Annotated in this window: 15 protein-coding genes; 7 read left to right on the top strand and 8 right to left on the bottom strand. The window is 43.9% G+C overall.

Annotation, left to right across the window (positions count from 1 at the left end):
* Window positions 1-5,364 carry an alpha-2-macroglobulin gene (locus tag GVN16_RS05265; RefSeq protein ID WP_166562801.1) on the bottom strand — a complete coding sequence of 1,788 codons (5,364 nt, stop codon included), beginning with the start codon at window positions 5,362-5,364 and terminating at the stop codon, window positions 1-3.
* A 265-nt stretch (window positions 5,365-5,629) separates the two neighbouring features.
* On the opposite strand from GVN16_RS05265, the gene GVN16_RS05270 reads away from it, so the two are divergent.
* Window positions 5,630-6,163, top strand: a complete 534-nt coding sequence (locus GVN16_RS05270; protein ID WP_166562802.1) for a TlpA disulfide reductase family protein — start codon at window positions 5,630-5,632, stop codon at window positions 6,161-6,163.
* Between the two features lie 70 nt (window positions 6,164-6,233).
* Here the strand turns inward: GVN16_RS05270 and GVN16_RS05275 are convergent, their stop codons facing one another.
* Both GVN16_RS05275 and GVN16_RS05280 read right to left on the bottom strand, forming a co-directional pair.
* The gene (locus tag GVN16_RS05275) at window positions 6,234-6,782 is read right to left on the bottom strand and encodes a ferritin (protein ID WP_166562803.1); all 549 of its coding nucleotides are present in this window, start codon (window positions 6,780-6,782) and stop codon (window positions 6,234-6,236) included.
* 113 nt (window positions 6,783-6,895) lie between these two features.
* A complete protein-coding gene (locus tag GVN16_RS05280) occupies window positions 6,896-7,249 on the bottom strand; it encodes a hypothetical protein (protein WP_166562804.1) in 354 nt (117 codons plus the stop codon).
* Window positions 7,250-7,393: 144 nt separating this feature from the next.
* On the opposite strand from GVN16_RS05280, the gene GVN16_RS05285 reads away from it, so the two are divergent.
* Window positions 7,394-8,083 carry a hemerythrin gene (locus GVN16_RS05285; RefSeq protein ID WP_166562805.1) on the top strand — a complete coding sequence of 230 codons (690 nt, stop codon included), beginning with the start codon at window positions 7,394-7,396 and terminating at the stop codon, window positions 8,081-8,083.
* Window positions 8,084-8,088: 5 nt separating this feature from the next.
* Here the strand turns inward: GVN16_RS05285 and GVN16_RS05290 are convergent, their stop codons facing one another.
* Window positions 8,089-9,447 carry a phosphoesterase gene (locus tag GVN16_RS05290; protein ID WP_166562806.1) on the bottom strand — a complete coding sequence of 453 codons (1,359 nt, stop codon included), beginning with the start codon at window positions 9,445-9,447 and terminating at the stop codon, window positions 8,089-8,091.
* 290 nt (window positions 9,448-9,737) lie between these two features.
* On the opposite strand from GVN16_RS05290, the gene GVN16_RS05295 reads away from it, so the two are divergent.
* The 3 genes from GVN16_RS05295 to GVN16_RS05305 all read left to right on the top strand — a co-directional run bounded on the left by GVN16_RS05295 (window position 9,738) and on the right by GVN16_RS05305 (window position 11,039).
* Window positions 9,738-10,172, top strand: coding sequence for a CBS domain-containing protein (locus tag GVN16_RS05295; protein WP_205748788.1), 435 nt, complete (start codon window positions 9,738-9,740; stop codon window positions 10,170-10,172).
* A 211-nt stretch (window positions 10,173-10,383) separates the two neighbouring features.
* Window positions 10,384-10,890 (top strand): phosphohistidine phosphatase SixA, encoded by a 507-nt coding sequence (sixA, locus tag GVN16_RS05300; RefSeq protein WP_166562807.1) that lies wholly within the window; start codon window positions 10,384-10,386, stop codon window positions 10,888-10,890.
* A gap of 2 nt (window positions 10,891-10,892) precedes the next feature.
* On the top strand, window positions 10,893-11,039 hold the full coding sequence (locus tag GVN16_RS05305) for a hypothetical protein (protein ID WP_166562808.1): 147 nt from the start codon (window positions 10,893-10,895) through the stop codon (window positions 11,037-11,039).
* 134 nt (window positions 11,040-11,173) lie between these two features.
* On the opposite strand, the gene GVN16_RS05310 is transcribed toward GVN16_RS05305, so the two are convergent.
* Complete coding sequence (locus GVN16_RS05310; protein WP_166562809.1) at window positions 11,174-11,680, bottom strand: GbsR/MarR family transcriptional regulator; 507 nt, start codon at window positions 11,678-11,680, stop codon at window positions 11,174-11,176.
* 225 nt (window positions 11,681-11,905) lie between these two features.
* Between GVN16_RS05310 and GVN16_RS05315 the strand changes: the two genes are divergently transcribed.
* The gene (locus tag GVN16_RS05315) at window positions 11,906-12,328 is read left to right on the top strand and encodes a hypothetical protein (protein ID WP_166562810.1); all 423 of its coding nucleotides are present in this window, start codon (window positions 11,906-11,908) and stop codon (window positions 12,326-12,328) included.
* 43 nt (window positions 12,329-12,371) lie between these two features.
* Here the strand turns inward: GVN16_RS05315 and GVN16_RS05320 are convergent, their stop codons facing one another.
* Entirely contained in the window at window positions 12,372-14,588 is a 2,217-nt protein-coding gene (locus GVN16_RS05320; RefSeq protein WP_310587415.1) for a transglycosylase domain-containing protein, read from the bottom strand.
* Between the two features lie 239 nt (window positions 14,589-14,827).
* Window positions 14,828-15,841 (bottom strand): tRNA (adenosine(37)-N6)-threonylcarbamoyltransferase complex transferase subunit TsaD, encoded by a 1,014-nt coding sequence (gene tsaD / locus GVN16_RS05325; protein ID WP_205748789.1) that lies wholly within the window; start codon window positions 15,839-15,841, stop codon window positions 14,828-14,830.
* A 189-nt stretch (window positions 15,842-16,030) separates the two neighbouring features.
* Between tsaD and GVN16_RS05330 the strand changes: the two genes are divergently transcribed.
* Window positions 16,031-20,674 (top strand): translocation/assembly module TamB domain-containing protein, encoded by a 4,644-nt coding sequence (locus GVN16_RS05330; protein ID WP_166562812.1) that lies wholly within the window; start codon window positions 16,031-16,033, stop codon window positions 20,672-20,674.
* Here GVN16_RS05330 and GVN16_RS05335 read toward each other — a convergent pair.
* On the bottom strand, window positions 20,652-22,847 hold the full coding sequence (locus GVN16_RS05335; RefSeq protein WP_166562813.1) for a DUF5916 domain-containing protein: 2,196 nt from the start codon (window positions 22,845-22,847) through the stop codon (window positions 20,652-20,654). The two genes, GVN16_RS05330 and GVN16_RS05335, sit on opposite strands and share 23 nt — an antisense overlap.
* Between the last annotated feature and the right edge of the window lie 82 nt (window positions 22,848-22,929).

Raw genomic sequence — 22,929 nt, forward strand, 5'->3', positions numbered from 1 at the left:
TCAGTTTACTGTAATTCGCCCGCCTCCCCAATAACTTCTCAGATACGGATTATACATGGCGTCTGCCGACACAGGCCCCTGGATGAAACTTCCCTGGGTTATTGCCCTTACCAGGTAATAATAATACTGTGGTTTTGAGGTGACATTGACAAAGAAATGGATGCGGTCGTCCCTGATATCAAAATATTGCGGTTCGGCAGCATTCTTGATCCAGTCCATATCCCTGCCACCGGTGAGACGCGGGTTTTCTATTTCAAGCCCTGCAGGAATGATATCGGTCAGCACCACATTCTCTAAAGCATACGGAATATCCGGGGTACTGTTTAAAGTAAGCCTTACCACTACCAGCTGGTTTTGCTTGATGGCTGAAGTAGTGATCTGTTTTCCATCGCGGGTAAAATAAGCCCTCCTGGCCATCAGTCCCTTGTCTTCAATTTTGGTACTCCTGACTGCAGGAATACCCTCGTTTACCTGGTAGTAATACATTTTATCACCGGATGCCTTTATTTTTATTCCCTTAGGATAATTCACCAGGTCAATCCAGACCCCTTTCTTACTTATGGTTTGCTGTACTTTTCCGTCAACAATGACCTCCGCTTTCGAGTTGCTTTTTTTACTGTTAAGCAGCTTACCAAATGCGTTCAGCGAAAAAGCCAGTTCCTGGGTGTTGAGATAAACATTCTTATTCATCAGGGTAGTGTTCAGCGACTGGGTCAGCGGAACAATCTGGGCGTTTTTCGGATCCGACTCCACCAAAGTATTCAGGACCAAAGCCATATTCCGTAACGGAGATGAAAAGCTTCCGCTCAGCATCGGGCTATAGGATTCCCGGGTATAGGTTTTAGGCAACAGGGCCGCGTAACTTCTCGAATCACCAATCTGCATATAAGCACAGGCCAGGAGAAACTTCTGATCCTGCGAAAGCTTATCATACTTTGTTTTTAATTCGTTCATCCCGGCCAGGTAGGGCTCGTCGGTAAGAGACAATACATAGAGGGAATAAGCGAGTTCTGTCGGAATGCGTTCTTTTTTTACCAATACCTTGTTTTCCACAGTATAGTAAATTTCTTTGATCTGTTCTTCCCTGTTCACCATGTTGTTCAGATAGTCCATGAGCTTCCATGTAAAGTCTTTAGAGACATCATATCCCGCCTTCTGGGCCTCCACCACAAAATGCAAAGCATAGGCTGTTACCCACCACTGCCCGGTTTCATTCCCCGGCCAGTAAGGCAACGAACCATCATATATCTGCATTTCCTGGATCTTCTCCAGGGCCGACTGCACATTATAGCGGGGGTTTCTTTCCGATTTTCCGCTCTCTGTCACAGAGGAATCTGCAAATACCTCTCCTGCAATATCTTCAAAGTACAACTGAGCAAAAGCTTTCGATATGGTTTGCTCAGTGCAACCGTAAGGGTAACTGAGAAGGTTTTCAAGACGGTGACCAAACTGAAGAATGGGTGTCGGGCTGATGTAGACCCTGGAAGTCAGGGTGCCTTTCATGTATTCCTCCGGTTTAGCAAAAGTCAGTTCTTTGTTTATATCGATCATTCCGGCGGTTCCCGACTTTTGTAAAGAAGCAGCAGGCCTTACACTGATCTCTGTTGATTTACTGAAAAGTTCTTTCCCGTTACGGGCCATAACCTTTAACTTTCCTAACCCTATGCCTTCCGCACTGCTGATGTCGAGTTCAACAAATCCTTCCTTTCCGGGACCTACGGTGAGGTCAGAAACCGATAGTTTTCCGGCACTGATCTTTCCCTCCGTAGAAGCCGAAATTTTAAGGGTCTGAACTTCAGATGTGGTATTGAAAAATGTCACGGGTACTTTCACCTTATCTTCGGGACTTAAAAAGAGAGGTAAACCCACGCTGATGCTGACCGGATCTGAAACCACGGTCTGAAACTGGGCCGAACCGAATTTTTTATCATCATATGCCACAGCCATAACTCTCAGACTGCCCAAAAATTCAGGCACATCATATTCGAATTTCGCCTTACCAGAGGCATCCGTTTTGAGAATCCCACTCCATTTGGCCACCAGCTCTGCCCTGCCGTTGGCCAGCGGATTCACCCTTTTGCTCATTCCGCCGTCCCCTCCGGTTTTTGAAGCATTGTTTAACTGTATTTCAGGAAGCAATAAAGGATACAGATCAAAGCTGCGGGTTTCCAGGGCCCTTTTCTGATAAAAATGTTTGTATATGTCAGGCGTCTCCGTGTTTTTTAACTGAAGAATGCCCTCATCAACCACCGCTACGGTAAGCTCGGTATTTGGTGTGGACAGGATTTCCACTACCTGGTGTGTTTTTGAACGTATTTTAGCCTGGGCCCTGATCTCAATCTTCAGCTTCCTGTTTTCATCATCCACTTTTACGCTTTTCAGACCGTGGGCCGACATCAGCGGCAATTCCGGCTGATTCATCGGCCGGATCAAGGTTGCAGATACATACACATTGGGCAAATGACCTTCTTTTAACTTAAATTTAAGGGAAGCGGACTTCTGTTCGGTCTGAATATACTGGTGTTCCAGTAAGCCTTCATTTTCAACCGTTATAAGCAATTTTCCATCGAAAGGTGTCTTGAAAATAGCGTTCACCTCTTCTCCAACGGCGTAGGACTCCTTATCTGTGGTGATCTGGACTTCTCCGTCTGTGTCCACTTCAAATGAAGATCGGTTGCCATAGCCATAAGCATAAAAAGTAGACGCCACATAAGACGGGGCATCCGGCAGTTTAAGCCGCACTTCGTATTCTCCGGAAATCTTGGGCATAAAATCAGTTACCCTGGTTCTGCCTTTGATGGTCAGGTCTACAGACTTCATCAGTTTTTCCTTTTTCTTTGAAACATACCTCAGGCCATTTTCCGTCTTTTCCATGACGGTCTGGTAATCCAGCAAATAAACTTCCATCATGGCTGCTATGGTAACCGGCTTTCCGCCTGCATCCAAAGCCGCCACCTCCATAGGATACGGAACATTGGTTGAAGTAAAATATGAGGGAATATGTATGCCCAGGAATTCCTGCTGCGTGTAAATGTTAAATGTCTTCATCCGGTGCACGGGTCTGTTGCTTTCGTCAAAAACCGACACCAAAACCTTTCCTTCCAGCATTCCCCGGCCAGACAACTCTTTTGGTATTTCAAATACTTCCGAAGCCATGCCTTTGGCATCAGTCGTTCCGTTACGGAGTTCTTTTTCGAACTTGGTCTGGTCAACAATCCCAAAATGAAAATCTTCATAACCTTTCGACGTGAACGCCTTGTTGGACACAGCATATTCCATTTCATAGGTCTTGTTGCTGGCTGGTGGTCCGAAAAGATTGGTGGCCGTAATTTTTATATTGGCCTTCTGCCCAACAGAAACCGACTCCGGGCCGTCCACCTGGACTTTAATCCTGTCGGGCATAAAATCTTCCACGGATATTCTCTTGCTGCCAATCAGCACATCGTTGCCTGTAAGTATTTCTATGGTATAAAACCCGGTTAACGCCGCCCTGTCCAACTTAACAGAATGCTCCACTGCCCCTGCCGCATTGGTCTGGGTCATTACCGAACTGATTTCTTTGCCGCGGGGTTGCCTCACCTTTATTTTTATTGGAATATCTTTCCTGGCTTCCCAGAAACGGTTTCTGATCACCGTATTGAAATAGACAGTCTCACCAGGACGGTAAATTTCCCTGTCTCCGTAAATAAAGGCTTCATAGCCGGACTCTGAGGGCAGGCGTCCACCCACATCAAATTTGGATGTTTCTATTTCAGTATCCTCAAAAAGAATATAATTGAAGTCATCATTAGTGCTGGCAGTGATCATGGCCACAGTAAATCCGGGGTGTTCTTTTTTCAGGTTTTTAAACACCAGCATCCCGGTTTTATCGGTCACCCCTTTGGTTATTTCCTGGTTATTGGTGCTGACCAGCTTTATTTCTATTCCCTGCAGAGACTCCGTTGTGAGTATGGAATTGGCAAAAACAGTCAGGGTTTCCTGGTCTCTGGATAATTTTGAAATCAGGCCGATATCCGAAACGGACACCAGTTTCTGTATCGAGTGATAATATTCGTCTTCTGAGCCCACAGAAATAAAATATACTCCTCTCCTGTCTCTTTGCTCAGGTAAAGGAAGATTCAACAGGGCGACTCCCTGCTTGGAGGGCAGGTCGGTGCTTTCAATTTTCTTATCTGATAATTCATCAGAATACAAACCCACGTCTCTGAAATACCTGTACCCTTCGCCCTCTTCGTCATAATTCTGGTAAGACGACCTGATAAACGGAAGCAGGTTATTTTCATATACTTTAGATATTTTTATGCGTACTTTAGGGATATTGACAATATTGACCCCAATGTTTTTATACCCTTTTGAAGAGATGTACTGAGCTCTTCTGTTGGTAAACTCCAGATAAGGATCGATCTTACCGAAGTACGCATCTCCTACAAATTCACTGTCCATTTTACCGCCTAATATCCCGCTCATCAGGGGGCTTATCCTGATTTTATAGATATCATCCTGGTTAAAATCACCTTTGATCAGGAACCCGTTTTCAGCCTGCTCAACCTCGAATTTAACTGCCGGGGTGATTTCGATGTACTTCTCGATACCGTACGCATCTACCGTCTGTGAGGTTTTCACCAGGATATAACCTTTCAGTTTCTTAAAGGAAGTCTGAAATTTCAGGATCTCCAGCTTTTCGGCTTCCGGCACGGGAATTTCCAGGGTTTCTTTTTCCTGGAATTTCGCAGGGTTACCCTTCTTCCCGGCGATTTCCACCCTTACATGATCTGTTTCCGACAGGTTATCCGTGATATTCAGCACCAGGTCATTGAGATTGCCGGTGGAGACTACTTCATAGTCAACCAATTTATTGTCAGCAAAAACCACTACTTCGTCCTTGATCGTATGTGTATCGTAACGGGAGTTGAGATCCAGCATTACTCTTGTGCTCTTTTTGTGATTTTTATCAACAGTAGCATAAGCCTGCTGGTCTGTTACCTTCAGGCTGGGGGTTCTGAATTCAATAAGTTCTTCTTTATCAACGACCAGCGAGCCTTTTTTCCTTTTCAGCAACTGTCCGGAAAGACTTGCCTTATACGAGGTCGCAAATTGCAGAGGACTGGTGGGCGAAAAAATGAGTTCATTTTTCCCGATCCATTTAAATTTCCCCTGGATTTTAGGTTCAAAATCTATGTAAGGAACACTCTCCCATTCATTAAGGTCCCCTTCCGAAACCAGGTCTTCATCAAACTCAAAAAGAAGGTTCTGAAGGAGGTCTACCTCATCGCCGAAGCCGAGGCGTTTTATACCTACTTCAGGAAGGGTGTTACAACTTGGTATCAGGCAAACAAAAAAAAGAAAAGTAAGAATGTGTTTCATTGGGTTTCAGATATTATGCTCCAAATTAACGAAGATATCTGAGAAAAGTAATGATCAGGAAGAACATAATTTATGACCGAACGCTTTCATTTTTAAAGGCTTACCACAACTCTGCTTGCCATCGTTTTTCAAACTGACAACTGAACTTCAAAATCACTCAGGATGAACAAATTATCAGCTCAAAACAGGAAAAGAATCAAAACAAACTAAAAGATTAGTTAATTAAAAATACTTTTATATATTTACATATGTTAAAACCTTAAAAATGAAAATAAGTCTGATATTCTTCTGCTTCCTCTTATCAGGTAACCCCTTCAAAAAGCAACCCGACAGCTATTTTAATTTCAACAAAGAAACTCCCGATAACAGCTCAATGGTGTTACTGGATAAACAACAAAATAAAATTACCCTGGAAGACCTCCTGAAAAAGCACAAAGGGAAAGTCATTTACATAGACTTCTGGGCCAGCTGGTGCAAACCATGCCGGCTTGCACTTCCTCATTCGAAACAACTCAAAGAAACGCTGAAAGACATCCCTGTTGTATTTGTGTATCTGTCGATTGATGAAATGACCAATCCCTGGAAACAGGCAAGTATAAAAGATGGGCTTGATGGCTATTCTGAAAACTACCTTGTATATAATCCGCTGGAATCTGAGTTTATAAAAAAACACAGAATAAGCTCTATCCCCCGGTATATGATCTATGATCAGAATGGCACACTGGTCGACGCCATGGCACCCGGGCCTGTAAATGAAGATGCTGAAAGTGTTTTGAAGAAGCTGGCCGGAGTAAAATAATATGAATACCCCCTGTTAAAACAAAAGAGGCTGCCCGAAGACAGCCTCTTTTCAATTAAATACTTCTATCTTATTCAGCAGTACCATTAGTCATTGACTGAGCGGCAGATTCTCTGATACTGCCCAGTTCCTGGTCAATAGCAAACAGAGACTCGCCTTCCATCAGATCAATGATCTCAAGGGCCCTGCGGGCGTTATATTCTTCTTCGATCTGCTCGTTGATAAACCACAAAGCCAGCTGCTCTGTAGCGTAATCATTGACCTGGCGTGCAGCAGCTACAATTTTGCTGATGGCCGTAGTCACTTTGATCTCACTCTCCAGTGCCGTTTCAAAACATTCACGGATAGAAGAGTATTCCTGCTTTTGTTTTTCCACATCCGGAGTTACCGAAGTTCCTCCGAGATTCAGGATAAACCTGAATATCTTCATCATGTGCGTATGTTCTTCAGTCGCCTGAGTAAAGAAATAATGGGCACTGTTTTTATATCCGTTGCGATCACACCATGAAGCGATAGCCAGGTACTTGTTCGAGGCTTCGAACTCCATTTTGATTTGATCGTTTAATATCGCTTCTACTTCTTCTTTAAGAGAAGTTCTCATTCTTACCAGATTTTTCATGTTATCCAAAATTTTTGATTTGTGTCTTGTTTGCAATATAAAAGTAACGTATTCTTTACTCTTATTGTTCTTCCGCACAGTATATTCGGATATATTTAGAGTTAATCTAAATCTTAAACCAATTCCTCAAAAATCTCAGATATCGTTTGTTCAACATATAAAGCAAACCTCGCTCCTTCTAGCAGTTCGCGGAGATGAAGAATTTCGCAGAGTGTTAACCGGTAGCGGGTATCTGCGTTAGGAGCGTCAATCAGACCGTAATCAAAGTCGTCAGACAAGTTGAAGATCATAGAATGGATATCCACCGAATCAACCATCTTCTTAAAGTTCAGAAAATTCTGAATCCTGAAACTGGTACTAATTCCTCCAAAATTTACGATGATTTTGTGAGTGCGGTCGCATTGAAATACGGTCCCGTGGGCACTGCTGTATAATTCTATCAGTTGACTGTCAGTTGCTTTGTTCATCTTTTTGATAAATTCCACACAAATATAAACAGTTATTTAGAATAAATACAAATAAAAAGGTATGATCTTTATCATTTTTTTAGTAACTTCGAAATAAGACTTTTGTGAAGCTTGACTGAAAACAATAAACACCGGCACTCAAAAATGAACACAAAAACCTACAATGACCTGATTACCAGTAGTAAAATGTACCAGCTGGTTACTGAGAGACTGGATCTGAAAAGTACCAACAATTCAGACAATTTTGAGAAGTTTGAGATGGACGCCGAACTCATGGAGCTTATTCTGGATCTTTACAGCAGTGACGATGAATTTCCGTACCAGAACATGAGGAAGTTTTCGATTGAACAGGTTTTAAACTACCTGCAGGCCAGCCACCGGCTTTATCTGACCAAGAAACTTCCTGAAATTGAGCAATCTATGCTCCATATTTTCAGTAAATACGGTCAGTCGCATCAGCTTCTTGCCAGTCTTGCCGTTTTCTTTAATGACTACAAAAACAAATTGGTGGCCCACATCAAAATGGAAGAAAAGGAATTCTTCCCTTATGTCAAAAAAGTCATTTCCGCTTCCAAGGGAGAACTAAATAAAGAAGATGTTTTAACTGGTTCGCCTATTGAGGACTTTGACGATCATCATGGTCCTATAGAAGATGATCTGAAAGAAGTTTATCATATCATCAGCCAGTTTTCAGACGATAAAACGACACCTCTTCCCTACCGGGTGTTTTTAAACCAGGTGGAATTGTTTGAACTGGAACTCAGAAAACATGCGATTATTGAAGATCATGTGCTGGTACCGATGCTGAAGGAACTTGAAGCTTCCCTGGCTTAAACGTCTTACTTCTTAAACTTAAGCTTTAATACATTTGCGGCTATCTTATAACCGTTTTCACGGCCTTTCTGACCGGAGAAGTAATATTGGGTACCTGAATAAAATCCTGCCAGTGAGGCCTCCCTTGCCAGCTGGGCAAAATTGGCAAAGTTTCTTTTTGGCTGTAATCCTTTGTGAGAATCATCTTCGAAGGCATAGGTTTCTCCAAAAACCGAATCCAGGATGCCTGCTGAAGCCCCCGCTGCCGTGGCATTAATCGAAGCATACTCAGGATACGGAGGACTGGCCATGTAAGGCGTCCATGAGGGGTTCAGCGTTTGTTTTATATAAGTGCTCGGCCTCATCAGGTAATAAGTATATTTCGCCTTCCAGGCCGATATGTGGGCATCGTTAAGGGCAAGGCCCAGCTTTACATAGACTTCAGCCGCTTTATCCAGTTTTACCTTTTCTTTTTTCAGGATCTGGGAAGCGATATTAAACAGGTGTCCGGCGGTAGCGATTGTGCCCTGGCCGTCTCTCCAGAAATCGACAAATTCCTTCTGACCCGAAGTCAGTATTTTGGCGGAATCCTGCACGTATTTCGCCTCTTTAAAAAAGTCGGAGTTTTTATCAAATGAAAAAGTAACAGGTTTTTCGGCATTAGTAGTTTTATTGGAAGTCACAAAAGGCCTGTTTTTTCCCCAGTAGGGTAGTAACGGCGTCACCTGTCCGCCTGTGGGTTTCCAATATCCGATTCCTGTGGGTATCGAATAGTTGGCCGGGTAATTTTCAAGACTTCCTGACTGCCCCCCATCAGTTTTTGAATAATTCCAGATGGCTGTGGCGATCTCGGCACCAAAGCGGATGGATCGGTCTACGACAGGATCGGAAATCCCTTTTTTTAATTCCGTTTCAAAATGACTTCTGACAGAATCTATGGCTTTTTTATTGACGTCACTGGTAGTGCTGTACATGTCTCTGATCAGGGTGTACTGAGCGGTGCTGGCCACCAATCCCCAATGGTAACTATCGGTAGTATCAGGCTGAGGCATATTACCCAGGCCGTTGAGCTGATTTTCGAGGCTTTTGAAGCCCGGCATTCCAAAATGTATACTTTCATACAAAGCCAGCGTAGAATAGGCCAATGAGCGTGCCGCAACCGGAGATTCAAACCCGGGCGTACTGCTGATCAGGTGCATTTGCAGGTCAATCCAGGCCGTAGCCACCACAGCATCATAATCTGATGCAGGTGCAGAGGCCGACTGTCCGGGTTCAGGGTCCACATCACCGATATTTTTCTTGCAGGACAAAATGCATAATCCCAGCAGGAAAACGGCCAGCGAGTGGTAAAAAACCTTTCTAAATGGAGGAAAACAATTTTTCATTGAGCACATAGGTATGTATACCATTTAAAATTCTTCAAAAACCCTGCCAAATGAGTGACCGGAGAAAGGAAAAGGGAAAACGGATCAGCGGATATCTTTTATTACCATGCGAAATACCGTATTAAAACACCCTGAGAAATCGCCGGGACAGACATTAAAGAACAATAGAATAATTTCAAAAAATTGTTTCACTTTATTTATATTTTATTTATCTTGCTTAGGATAACCTCAAAATTCATTTGTCTTGACTCACGAGACAAAATCATTATGAACATATAATTTTAACAGCAATGGCGACTTCAGTTAAAACACTTTTGGCTAACAAAAAAATTAAGAGCCTCCTTTCGGTGACGCCCTCTACCACGGTTTATGACGCACTGATTATCATGTCTGAAAATAATATCGGAGCCTTGCTGGTCATGGAAGACCAAAAGCTGGTGGGTATTTTTTCAGAAAGGGATTATGCCAGAAAAGGGATCATCAAAGGTCGTAAAGCCAATACCACCTCCATCTCTGAAGTCATGACCCCCAATGTTTACACCGTTAACCCGGGCATGAACATTGTTGAATGTATGGAAATCATGAGCTCACGCAAATTCAGACACTTACCGGTTGTCGACCATGACACGGTCATCGGAATTCTGAGCGTGGGTGATATCGTAACGGCTCTTATCATCGAACAGAAAACGCATATCAATTTTCTGGAAAGTTATATTTCCGGTTGATTTAAAATCATTTTTTATTCTGAATTCCCTATTTAAACACACATTTCCACTGTGTGTTTATTTTTATGCCCCGGCTATCCGGATCACTGAATGAATAGCTTTATTTGAAATTTTCACTTGCAGTAAAAGAAGTTTTTAAGCATTTTTTTATTATTTGCATATATATTTTAGAATTTCAACGTAATTTCGGGCTCCCTATTGAATACTCATTATGACCAAAGAAATATTTTTAATCAGACACGCCTCTGCCGAAGAACCAGGAAATTCATCCATGCTCAGAGATTTTGACAGAGACCTTACCTCCCGCGGCATCATGGAATCGGCGAGGATGGGCAACTTTCTTCACAGCAAGAATTTCAAGTTTGACGCATTCCTCTCAAGTCCGGCCGTAAGGGCCAAAGAAACGGCCAAGATCATTTCTGAACAGCTTAAAATGGACAGTGAGGCTGTCCGGATAGAAGAAACACTTTATGGTGGAGGAGCAGGTGCTTATCTGACCCTGATCAACGCCCTGACAGAAGATCTTTCGACCGTGGCTATTTTAGGTCATAACCCTGATATCTCATTTTTTGCCGACTACCTGAGCAGCACGGATTGTGGCGGTGAAATGGAAAAAGCTACGGTGATCGTACTTAAATTTGAGGATCTGAAATGGGAGGAAATCTCGGGAAAATCCGGACATTTTAAGGAGAGATTTACCCTGGAAAGCATAAAATAATCATGAAAAACAAAAACAGACTTGTGTTCAAAATCATCTTTGTGCTATTTCTGGCCCTGGTTTTGTTTTTCCTTTATGACATGTCACGCCAGACCACCGCTCCGTGGAATAAGAAAAAACAGCTGGAAAGAGCTCTGCCGAAGGATTGATATTCAGCTTTGAATGATAGCGATGATGTAATTTTGAATGACGGCGTGATACAATAGTCCGACGTCGATTCAGAATTAAAAAAAACTGTATCCTGCCAAAGGAAAGATACAGTGTTACTATAAAACCCCAAAATTTATCTACTAAAAAGCTTTAAAAAGTTGGTTATCAACCAACTCTCCTCCGATTTAAGAACGGATTCAATCGTATTATCTGCAAAGCCTGCCACTACCCCGATATCACCTACAATCTTAAGAAACTCTGTTTTTTCAACCGTATCCGGAACAACGCTCTTTTTGATGTCTTCAATGGTTTCAATGATAGGCTCAATTTCTCTTCTTCTTCTTTCTTTGGCAATCTGACGGGCTACTTTCCAGATGTCTTTTTCTGCCATGAAATATTCTTTCCGCTCACCAGGCAGCAGCTGTTTATAGATCAGGCCCCAACTCATCAGGTCTCTCAGGTTCATGTTCACATTGCCTCTCGAAATCCTGAGATCTTCCATGATTTCATCAGCATTGAGCGACTTGGGAGAGAGTAAAAGCAGGGCGTGGATCTGGGACATGGTCCGGTTGATTCCCCATTGGGTAGCCAATGTCCCCCAAGTGTGAATAAACTTGTCCTTTGCGACTTGTAATTCCATAAATTATAAGAAAGTATATTATAATGCACGTAAGAATATTCTTCAAATTAAAATAGTCTTTTTGAATTTTCAAAATATTCTGAAAGTTTTTTCGAAAAAAAATGACTTTTCACGATAAACGGTATGTTTTTTGCCCGTAATGATGAGAAAGTCACAAATGTCATTGCCAAAATAGTGCCAGAATGACTGACCATATTTAAAAAAACCATTCAGATATCCCAGAAAATGAAGAACTTAGTTGTACTCCTGATGTTGATCGGCCTGATCACTGCCTGTTCAAAAAACGAACCCGAATTGTCACTAGCCGACCAGGCTGCCGGAAATTATGAGGCCAATGCCATGGTTGTTTCAGGCACTCCGCTCTCCCTGCCTTTTCAAAGCGGGAACTCGAAAATTGAAGTGAAGCTGGTGATCGCAAAAGTAACCGAGAAGACTGTCGATATGACCATTCTGCTCTATGAAACCGCTAACGGTAAGACTACGGAAGACAAAGAAGTGGTGAGTAACATTACCCTGGCCAAAAATGCCGACGGCTCCATCCAGATGTATGAAGGGACAACCAAGATCGGGAACATTATTGGAAAGTCATTGAGCTATGAAACGGTGGTAGAAGGGATTGAGGCTACCCTGAAAGCTGAAAAGAAGTAAAAAGTATTCAGGGCAGGAACAAACTCCTGCCCTGAGTATAAAATTACAGTAATTCGTCGTCGTCAGCCGGTTTAAGAGCCGGTTGTGTATATTGTTTCAACGAATCCACAGAGAAGCCTTCATTGGGGCTCAGGATACAATCACCCATGATTCTGACGCCCTGAGGGACCACAAACCTTCCTTTCTTGAATTCCAGTTCGCTGTCGGCATACACTTTTTTCATGAACAGACCCCAGGCGGGCATCGCCACCCTGGCACCCTGTCCCATGGCAATACTTTCAAAGTGAATGGCTCTGTCGTCACCGCCTACCCATATACCGGCTATCAGGTCCTGGGTCATACCCATAAACCATCCATCGGAATAGTTGGAGGTGGTACCGGTTTTGGCAGCTACTTCGTTGCCGTCAAGCACACCGTATCTTCCCAGCCCCACTGAGGTACCTCCGCCCATCGTAGCCCCTTTCATCAGGTGAATCATCTTATAGGCCGTTTCCTTGCTCAGTACTTCCTTCTGGTCAGGCAGGTATTCTTTGAGTACTTCTCCGTTTTTATCTTCAATACGGGTAACAAACATGGGCTCTGTGTACTTGCCTCCGTTGGCAAAAACAGCATATCCTGACAGCATTTCATACAAGCTTACATCACTCACCCCCAGACACAATGAAGGGCTGTCGTCCAGCTTGCTCTTGATACCCAGAAGATGGGCATATTCTATCACTTTTGAAGGCTTAAATTCCTTGATCAGTCTTGCACTGACCGTATTGATCGATTGCCCCAGAGCCTGCCTCAGGGTAAGGGAAGCATAAGAATACTTTCCGTCCGAGTTTTTCGGGGTATAGATTTTACCATAAACACCATCTTCGGGCCCGAAAGAGATCGGCTCGTCCACCACCCTTTCACAGGTAGAGAAGCCGTTGTCTATCGCAGTGACATAAACAAATGGCTTGAAGGTAGAACCCGGTTGCCTTTTACTCTGGGCCACGTGGTCATATTTGAAATATTTGAAGTTAATACCTCCCACCCATGCCTTGATATTGCCGTTACGGGGATCCATGGCCATCATACCGATATTCAGGAATCGTTTATAATGACGGATCGAGTCCATATGAGACATCAGGGTGTCTCTTTCTCCTGACCAGGTAAAGACCCTCATCGGCATCTTCCTGTTCATTTCAATCCCTATTTTCCTGGTGTCATCACCGTATTCTCTTTTTAAAACCTGGTAGTAACCGGTTCTTTTGGCAGCATTTTCAATAAAATTAGGAATCTCCACATAGCGATTCGACTCTTCGCTGCGTCGCTGCACCCACGGGTTTCTGCCTCTCCAGTTCTGATTAAATTTTGTCTGCTGGTCACGCATGTGTTCGTCTACCGCCTGCTCGGCATAAGCCTGCATCCTGGAGTCGATGGTAGTGTGTATTTTAAATCCTTTGGTATACAGATCCGCCTCGTCAAAGCCCAGTTTCACAATCTCAGCCTTGGCCCAGTCTTTCAGAAATGCCCTGAAATAAGGAGCCATACCGCTGTTATGACTTTCCGGAGAATAGTTTAACACAATCGGTTTGCTTTTCAAAACCTCGCCCTCTTCCGAAGTGATCTTGTTGTATTTCACCATTTGAGATATTACAACGTTCCTTCTTTTCAGGGAATTCTCAGGAAAAAACTTAGGGTTAAATCTTGAGGGATTCTGGATCATTCCGACCAGGGTAGCCGCTTCCTGGGTATTCAGGTTCTGGGGAGATTTTTTGAAATATGTTTTGGCGGCCGACTTCAAACCATAGGCACCACTGCTGAACTCGATCGTGTCCAGGTACATTTTCATGATTTCCTGTTTGGTATAACGGCGTTCCAGCTTAATGGCTACAATCCATTCTTTTGACTTGATAATCAGGGTTTTTACACCCGGAATATGATACAGCAGGCCTTCATACCCTTCATCCTCCCTCATCTTGAAAAGGTTTTTGGCCAATTGCTGTGAAATGGTACTACCACCTCCTTTAGGGTCGAAGGTCAGTAAACCACCGATGGCTCTCAGTAAACTACGGGCATCCACCCCGCCGTGCTTGGTATATCTTACGTCTTCTGTCGCAATCAGGGCATCAATCAAAGAGCTTGGAATCTCGCTGAAGGCCACCGGGCTCCTGTTTCCTCTTTCATAAAAAAACTTACCTATCACTTTACCGTCCGAAGAAATAATCTCCGAGGCGATCTCGCTCTTGGGATTATCAAGATCGTCGATCCCGGGCATTTTACCAAACAACCAGAAAATGTTGAAATAAAGTCCGATTATATAAACAACAAAGAGGACCAAGCCGTAAAAGAATGTCTTATAAAAGAAACTAATCAAACTTCGATATTTCCCGGGTGCAAGATTTTCGATAAAAGGTAAGTTCATTTTCAAAATTTATGGAGAGGTATTTAATTTTCAAAAATAATTCATTTTAGAGTATCCAACGAATCTATAGCTTCAAAATTTGAAATTATTTATTTTAAGAAAATTTAATTCATTTCAAATCTCGGCAACGGGCTGACTTTCTGGTCAGTAAACTCCTGATTCTGAAACTTGAAGTGAGCTGCCATGGCAATCATGGCTGCGTTGTCTGTGCAGTATTCAAACTTTGGAATATAGACTTCCCAACGCTCTTTTTCCCCCATTTCATGGAGGGCCTTTCTGAGTCCGGAATTGGCAGAAACCCCACCGGCTATCGCTATCTGCTTAATTTTCAACTCTTTTGAAGCCCTTCTGAGTTTTTGCAGAAGCATCTTGATCAGGGTGTGCTGATAACTCGCACAGATATCGGCCAGGTTTTCCTGTACAAACTCAGCTCCTTTCTGCTGGATGAAATATAATAACGATGTTTTTATGCCACTGAATGAAAAGCTAAGTCCCTGCATATCAGATACCGGAAACTCGAAAGCTTCGGGATTCCCCTGTGCAGCCAGTTTATCAATCATCGGACCGCCGGGGTAACCCAATCCCAGCATTTTGGCGGCCTTGTCAAAAGCCTCTCCTACTGCATCATCACGGGTTTCGCCGATCACTTCCATTTCGAGAGGGGCATTTACCCTGACAATCTGGGTGTGCCCCCCGCTGACGGTAAGGCACAAAAAAGGAAATTCCGGAGCCGGTTCTTCAATAAAATGAGCCAGCACATGGGCCTGCATGTGATTGACCTCAACCAGCGGAATATCCAGGGCCAGGGCTGTAGATTTCGCAAATGATGTACCGACCAATAAGGCCCCGAGCAGGCCGGGTCCACGGGTAAATCCGATACCGGAAAGGTCACTTTTCTGAATTCCGGCTTCTTCCATGGCTTTGGATACGACCGGAACGATCAGTTGCTGGTGAGCCCTGGAAGCCAATTCAGGCACAACGCCCCCGAATTGTTCATGAATCACCTGCGAAGCCACAATGTTTGATTTGATTTTACCGTTTAAAATTACCGATGCCGAGGTCTCGTCACAGGATGATTCTATAGCCAGTAAAACGATATCTTTGCTATTTGTGGGCATTATTTTAGCTTTTTTAGTTATTTATTGAGATTTTTGCCTTTTATTAATATACCAAAAAGTTAAAAGACGTTTTTGATCCGGGGAACAAAATTAGTCAATTGATTCTTAATATTTAAGTTGATCCGCTTTCTAAAAATATTGTTGAGAGCCGCCAGGTTCCTGGTTGTTACCGTCATATGTCTGGTAATAATGATTTACTATGGACTGCAACTACCTGATATTCAAACCTCTCTGACCACTTCAGCCACAGAATGGCTTTCGAAAAAACTGGGGGGATCAGTGAACATCAGCAGTGTCAAAATATCATGGCTGGACGAAGTTACCTTTGAAGATGTGAGCATCAAGGACCTCAAAGGAAGGGATATGATCTTCGTCAGGGAGATTTATGTCAACTGCAAAACCAACTTCGTGTTCAACATGGCTGAGCTTGTGGATGTGGACTTTAAACTCAGCCCGTTTCATTTCGATGTCAGGTTTAATCCACGGAAAATCATCATTTTTGATGATAACCTGGACTATGTGATGCTTAAAAACCCGGAAGTGAAACTCGTCAAAGAGAAATCAGGCCAGCTGAATTTTGACGACTGGATCAACAGCATCAACCACCTGATCCAACCCGACCCTTCGAAAAGCAAACCAAATCATAACAAGCCTTTTACCATAGACGATGCGTATGTACAGGATGGCTTTGTCAGTCTGACCGACCCGAGAAAAGCCCGCTTACCTGAAAATCAGTTTGATTATTTCAACTTCAGAATTGACGGCATTAATGCAAGCCTTGAAAATTTCCTCGTGCTGGGCGACACCATTACTTTCAATGCAAAGTCACTGAAGGGCGTCGAAAGACGGAGTGACCTGGTCATCAAGGATATCAAAACGGATTTCTTCTATTGCCGGTCTGCCATGAAACTGAAAAACCTGGAGGCCCGCATCAACAACTCCTACATCGGGGACGGCATCAATTTTTATTATGACCGCCCGTCTGCTTTCAATGACTTCAACGCAAAAGTGAAAATGCAGGCCAACCTTAAAGACTGTTCACTGGATGCCCAGGATTTAGGCCGTTTCTCCTCCACTTTGTACGCCTACCAGGAAAAGTACCTGCTCAACGGCAAAGTAACGGGTACCGTGCACGACCTGACCGTCAATGACCTGGACCTGAAGTTCGGCAAAGACAGTTACCTGGCTGGTTATGTCAACTTCAAAGGATTGCCTGATCTGAGGAAAACGAAGCTCGATGTCAACCTGAAACCTTCCGTGTTTAATGCTCCTGACATCAAACAATACACGAGTCAGAAAAATTACGATAACTATGTAGTCAAGTTTGAAAAGACCACTTTTTCAGGCATTTTCAAAGGTTTTTATAACGATTTTACTTCAGATGCCCTGGTTGAATCCACGGGATTAGGCAAGGCTAAGGGAGTAATTTCTATGAAAATTGACGAGCAGTCCGCCAAATCCACCTATTTCGGAGACGTGGTCACGACAGGACTTGAGATAGGCAAGCTGACCAATATCCCGGATGTTTTACAAAAGATATCCTTCGCCGGCAAAATTGAGGGCCGGGGCCTGAAGATTTCGGATGCTACCCTGGGCCTGAAAGGAAAAGTAGAGCAAATCTGGTTTAACGGCTATGATTATAAAAATATTATTGTGGATGGCGAGCTCGGACAATCCATTTTCAATGGCTCTATCAAAGTAGTCGATCCCAATTTACTGGCCGATGTAGAAGGAAAAGTGGATTTCAACGAAGCCCTGAACAGTTTCAAAATCAAAGGAAATCTTGAAAAAGTCAATCTCGGAAAACTGGGCTTTACCGAAACAGATTATCAGCTTCACACTGAACTGGACCTTGATTTTGAAGGCAATGAACTGGACAACTGGATCGGCCGCGGGCAATTCCTGAATACGTATCTGACCGAAAAGAAAAACAACCTGGTGATTGATTCCCTTTTTCTGACCTCTGTGATTAGCGGGGACTCCAGGAAAATATCTGTCATTTCGGAATTCCTTAATGGCAGCATCACCGGGTCTTATGTTCCCAGCCAGCTGATCCGTGACCTGAGTCAGATGGTGAAAGAATACAGGCTCTATTTTTCCGGGAATGAAGCAGACCGGAAGACTTACTATGAGAACAAAAAAGCCAAAACCGTACTTAAGCCGTATGACGCGGGTTACCAGATCCGGTTTAAGGACTCCGAACCGCTTTTTGCTTTCTTTAATCCTGAAGTTTATATCTCAAACGGATCCTACCTGACGGGGAAAGTCTCTATCAGGTCAACTTCAGAATTTTCCATGGGCGGGGTGCTTGATACCCTCAAATACGGCAATAACTCTTTTTACGCCAACACCATAGATTTCAATTCGTCCAAAACCTCGTTTTCGCCCGAGGTGCTGACTTCGCTGGTGATTGATTCAAAAGAACAACTCCTGGCCAACGAACTGAACACCAAAGACCTGGCTATCAGCGGGTCATGGGGAAAGACCAACCAGATCAGTTTTGACGGCTCCATAGAACAGAAAGATACGCCGAACAAGGCCAAAATCTTCGGAACAGTAGATTTCTTGCCAGACAGTTATGACATCCGGTTCAATGCCAAAAACAGTGTTTTGAGCATCCTGAATAACAAATGGGTGCTCTCACCCAATAACCTCATCAACATCAAAGGAGATGATATCTTCTTTAAAAATATCGGGCTGTCCAATCAAAACCAGAGCATTACACTTTACGGTAATATTTCGAGAGACTCCACATTGCAGGCTATTTTGCGGGTGAGGGACTTTGACCTGAACACCATCAAACCGTTTACCAATGTAGATCTCAAAGGCGTTGCCAATGGCGAGGTCAATCTGAGTAATTATTACAAAAACCCCATCATCACCAGCGATCTGCACATCGATGAGCTGATCTACAGGAAAAGCCTGATCGGGACCATCGCTGCAGAAGCGGTCTGGGATAACATCAACAACAAGCTGAATATCAATGGCAATATTTACCGGATCAACAGTGAGATCTTCCGGCTTTCGGGTACTTATGACCCGAGAAGTGCCGAAAACTCCCTGAACCTGAATGCCAACATCAGGAATGCCAACCTGGAAATATCACAGGCCTTTGTAGACGGACTTTTCTCTAACATCGGTGGTTTTGCGAATGGTAACCTGACCGTCAAAGGAACGCCGCTCAACCCGATCATCAGGGGAAGCGTGGCCCTGGACAGAGGTTCATTAAGGATCAATGCGATCAACTCCTACCTGTATTTTGACGACACCATTCTCTTCAACGAAGAAGGTTTCGTAGCCCCTCCGGGTGGAATCACCGTCAGGGATGCTCCTCAAAACGGCAATACGGCTACCATCGAAGGCGGGATTTTCAATGGCGGAAACCGGAATTTCATGCTGGGCCTTCATGCCTACCTCAAAGGCCGCGACGGGTTCAGAATCATGAACACTAAGAGTTCAGACAATGAGAGTTTTTATGGAACAGCTTTAGCCACCGGAGAACTGCACATGACCGGAGATTTCAACAATGTGGTGATTTCTTCCAATCTGACCAGTAAAAGAGGCACCAAAATAACCATACCACTGGATGGTGAAACCACCATCAACACCAACGTGGAGGCTATTCCGTTTATCCGGAAAAACCCGGTGCTGGCCAAAGCCGATTCGGCCGTCAACCTCAAAAAGAATCCGAAGAAAGTCGTTAAAAACAGTGGTCTGAAAATGGCCTTTAACCTGACCCTGACGCCGGATGCCGAATGTGAGATTATTTTTGACAGGAATAACAATGACAAACTGACGGCCTTTGGAAACGGCCGCATATCCATAGAGTATGATACAAGGGGCGGATTCTCCATCAACGGCCCCTACATCGTCAAAAGCGGGAAATATGACTTCAGTTTTCAGAACCTGGCCTCGCTCCGGAAGTTTGAGATCGTGGACGGAAGCCGCATTACCTGGTCCGGTGACCCGCTGGAGGCCATGCTCGACATGAAAGCTTCTTATACAGCCAATGTTACCCTTACCGATATTCCGGGCATACAGGCAGCCACGAATAACCAGAGTGACCTGTCAACCCGCTACCCTGTCAATGTCATGGTAAACCTGACAGACCGCCTGCTGATTCCTAAAATCACCTACAGTCTTTCTTTCGATACCCGGCAGATTCCGCTGAGTTACCAGACCTATTTACTGGCCTTCGAACAGAAACTGAAAGACGACGAACAGTTACTGAGCCGTAACGTGTCCAGTATCCTGGCATTTAACCAGATATTCCCGGAAAACAACATCCTGGAATCACTCAGGCAGCAGTTTTTTATTGACAACCTGAACAATATCCTATCCAACCAGATCGGAAACCTGGCCAATAAACTGGACCCGAACCTTGAGCTCGGCGTACAATTCGGGGACTTCAGAGAAAACCTCCTGAAAAATATGCAGCTTAACTTCTCGTATAAATTCCTGAATAACCGCTTTAAATTCAGCGGTAAAAGTACATTCATGAGTCCGCTTGAGAGCGGCATCAGCACCACGACCAACCAACAGCAACTCTCTGTGGGCGGGGAGCTGGAATATCTGCTCTCAGAAGACGGAACATTCAGATTAAGAGGTTATTCGCGAAGCGTACCCAACTCCAATTACTTCCTGTTCAACTCGACAAGCGGTAATGTGGTAGTATCTGGGGTGAGTCTGATTTTCTCAAGAAACTTCAATTCGATATTATCTTCTCCAAAACCCAAGACATTCCCGCTGGGTGTCGGAACCCAGAAACCATTGCCAAAGGAAGTTTCTTTTAATAATTCCAGGGCAGATTCTATACGTTCCACCAATAAGTAAACTTCAACACCAAAGCACGGTTTCTGACCTTGAAGGTATCTGAATAATAATTGTCGGTATAAACCAGGAACAGATCTGAAGCCGGACTGTATCTCCACTGAAAACGCGTGTTGATATTGACGTTATTTGTCTGGTTATTGAATTGTATAAAATTCGTAAAGAAGATCTTGTTTGATAAAGTAACGTCAATCCTCGGCCCAACCAGCCACAAAGCATGCCCGGTGTTCACGAGTGATTTCGGCAGCAACTCACTTTCATAGAATTTAAGATAGTTGTAATTAGCTCTCATGGCGATGGCCACAAAAGGCTGGAAACGATAGCCCAGCTCCCCTTCAAGCCTTAGACGCTTTCCGTCTGCATAATATCCGCCATAACGGGTGGCAAATGAATAGGTCAGCAAAGCCTGGGGTTTGGAAACATAGGAAGTTCCCCATGATCTCCAATCGTGTTTACTGCCTGTGGCCAGGGTGTCTCCCACAAAGTTGGTCGGGTCAAAAGCACTGTTGAGTTTCACAAAATCAGTGGCTGCCCAGATCGTAAACACACTCTGGGTCCTGAAATTGACCTTATAACTCAGCACATTCGTACTTTCTATGTATTCTTTTTTAGATTTTGAAAAGACGTAATTGAGCCCCAGCACAGGACCATGAGAAAGCACTTTGCTGCCTTTCGGGAAAAACAGGTAAGAAACCTCAGGATTCAGATAGATATAATTCCTGCGTCTGACATAACCCACTTCGTTGCCCTGCACTTCGCCGTCTACATTCTCAACCAGGAACCTGTAGTTCACCTTTTTGGTCAGACGGTTCAATTCTCCGGCCCACACAAAATTGTTCTGGTTACTCAGTGGTGAAAACGTTTTCAGTAAAAATGCTTTTCCTACCCAGGCATTGTCAGCTGAAGCCAGGTTATACTCCAGTCCTACCGTCCGGTTGTATCCCGGAATCGGGTTCAGGTCTTTGTCATTTTTAGATTTTACCGTTTCCCTGTTCACCACCATCGCCGAAATAAAAGAGCGTTTGAATACCTGACGCTGAACTGTCAGTACAGAGTAATTCGAGCCCGGATCATTGGTCGCACTTTTACCGGTTTGCATGTTCATCGCTCCCAGCCTCCATTTCTGGTTCAGCTTACCACTGACCCTCGCCCCAAACTGGATCGGGGCATTTAACCCTATCCTGCGGGAGAAAAAAGGACGGATGTTGGCGAATCCAAAATTATTGAACATATCACCGTTTTCAAGGAAAAACTGGCGACGTTCAGGATAAAACAATTCAAACCTGTCAAGGTTGGTCTGCTGCACATCCACCTCCACCTGTGAAAAATCCGGGTTAACGGTAAGGTCAAGGTTCATGGCAGAACTCAGGGCTATTTTAGCGTCAAAACCCACCCCTTTATCATACTGGATTTTGCCGTTGCCGGCATAATTTTTAGTCACACCCCCATACACAAAAGGAATAACCGAAATGTTGGCTCCGGGTGAGGGTGGCGGCGTATCCCACACCAGGTTACCGGTAAAGGCCAGCGATGCCGTTGGGAATTGCCTCGGGATGGGTGTCCAGGAAGATTTTTCTGTGGTTTTAAGGTCCAGGCGGCTGAAATTAAGCCCCCAAACCTTGGTATTGCTTCTGTATCTGAGGGTTTTGAAAGGAATAGCAGCTTCCCACACCCACTTGTCGTCGTCAAAACTCACTTCGGAAGACCACTTATTATCCCAGCTCAGGTTGATGCTGGAGCCTGCATACATAAGGCCGTCCCACTGCCCGCCGCGGGCGTTCGATCCGAATGAAAACCCCGTGGTGAGGTCATTGAATGTATCTATAAACAAAAGGTCGTTGTCATTCTTTCCGAAACTGAAATCCCTTCTCATAGACTCAACCATGTTGGCACCTTTTATCTTGTTATAGTTGATAAACAGCACATAAAGGTTTTTGTCATCATAAGTGAATTTCACATCTGTTTTCACAAATGCCCGGCTGGTATCCATCGGTAACACCTGGAAAAAATCGGTAGCGACCTGGATATTCTCCCAGGCTTTCTCATCTGCCTTGCCATCTATTTTCAGAGAAGATTCTGCCCTCCGGATGTAATAATTATACTGGTCATTCTTTTTTTGGGCAATAGCCGTGGTGAAACTTAGCAGCAAAACAAAAAAATAGATAGGACTTTTCATTAATAGGGTTGAAAAATGGCGTAATTTTGTACCGTTAAACTACCGCAAAGGTAGATTTTATTTCATATATTTAACAGATATA

It is taken from the genome of Emticicia sp. CRIBPO, assembly GCF_009905725.1.
GTDB lineage: Bacteria > Bacteroidota > Bacteroidia > Cytophagales > Spirosomataceae > Leadbetterella.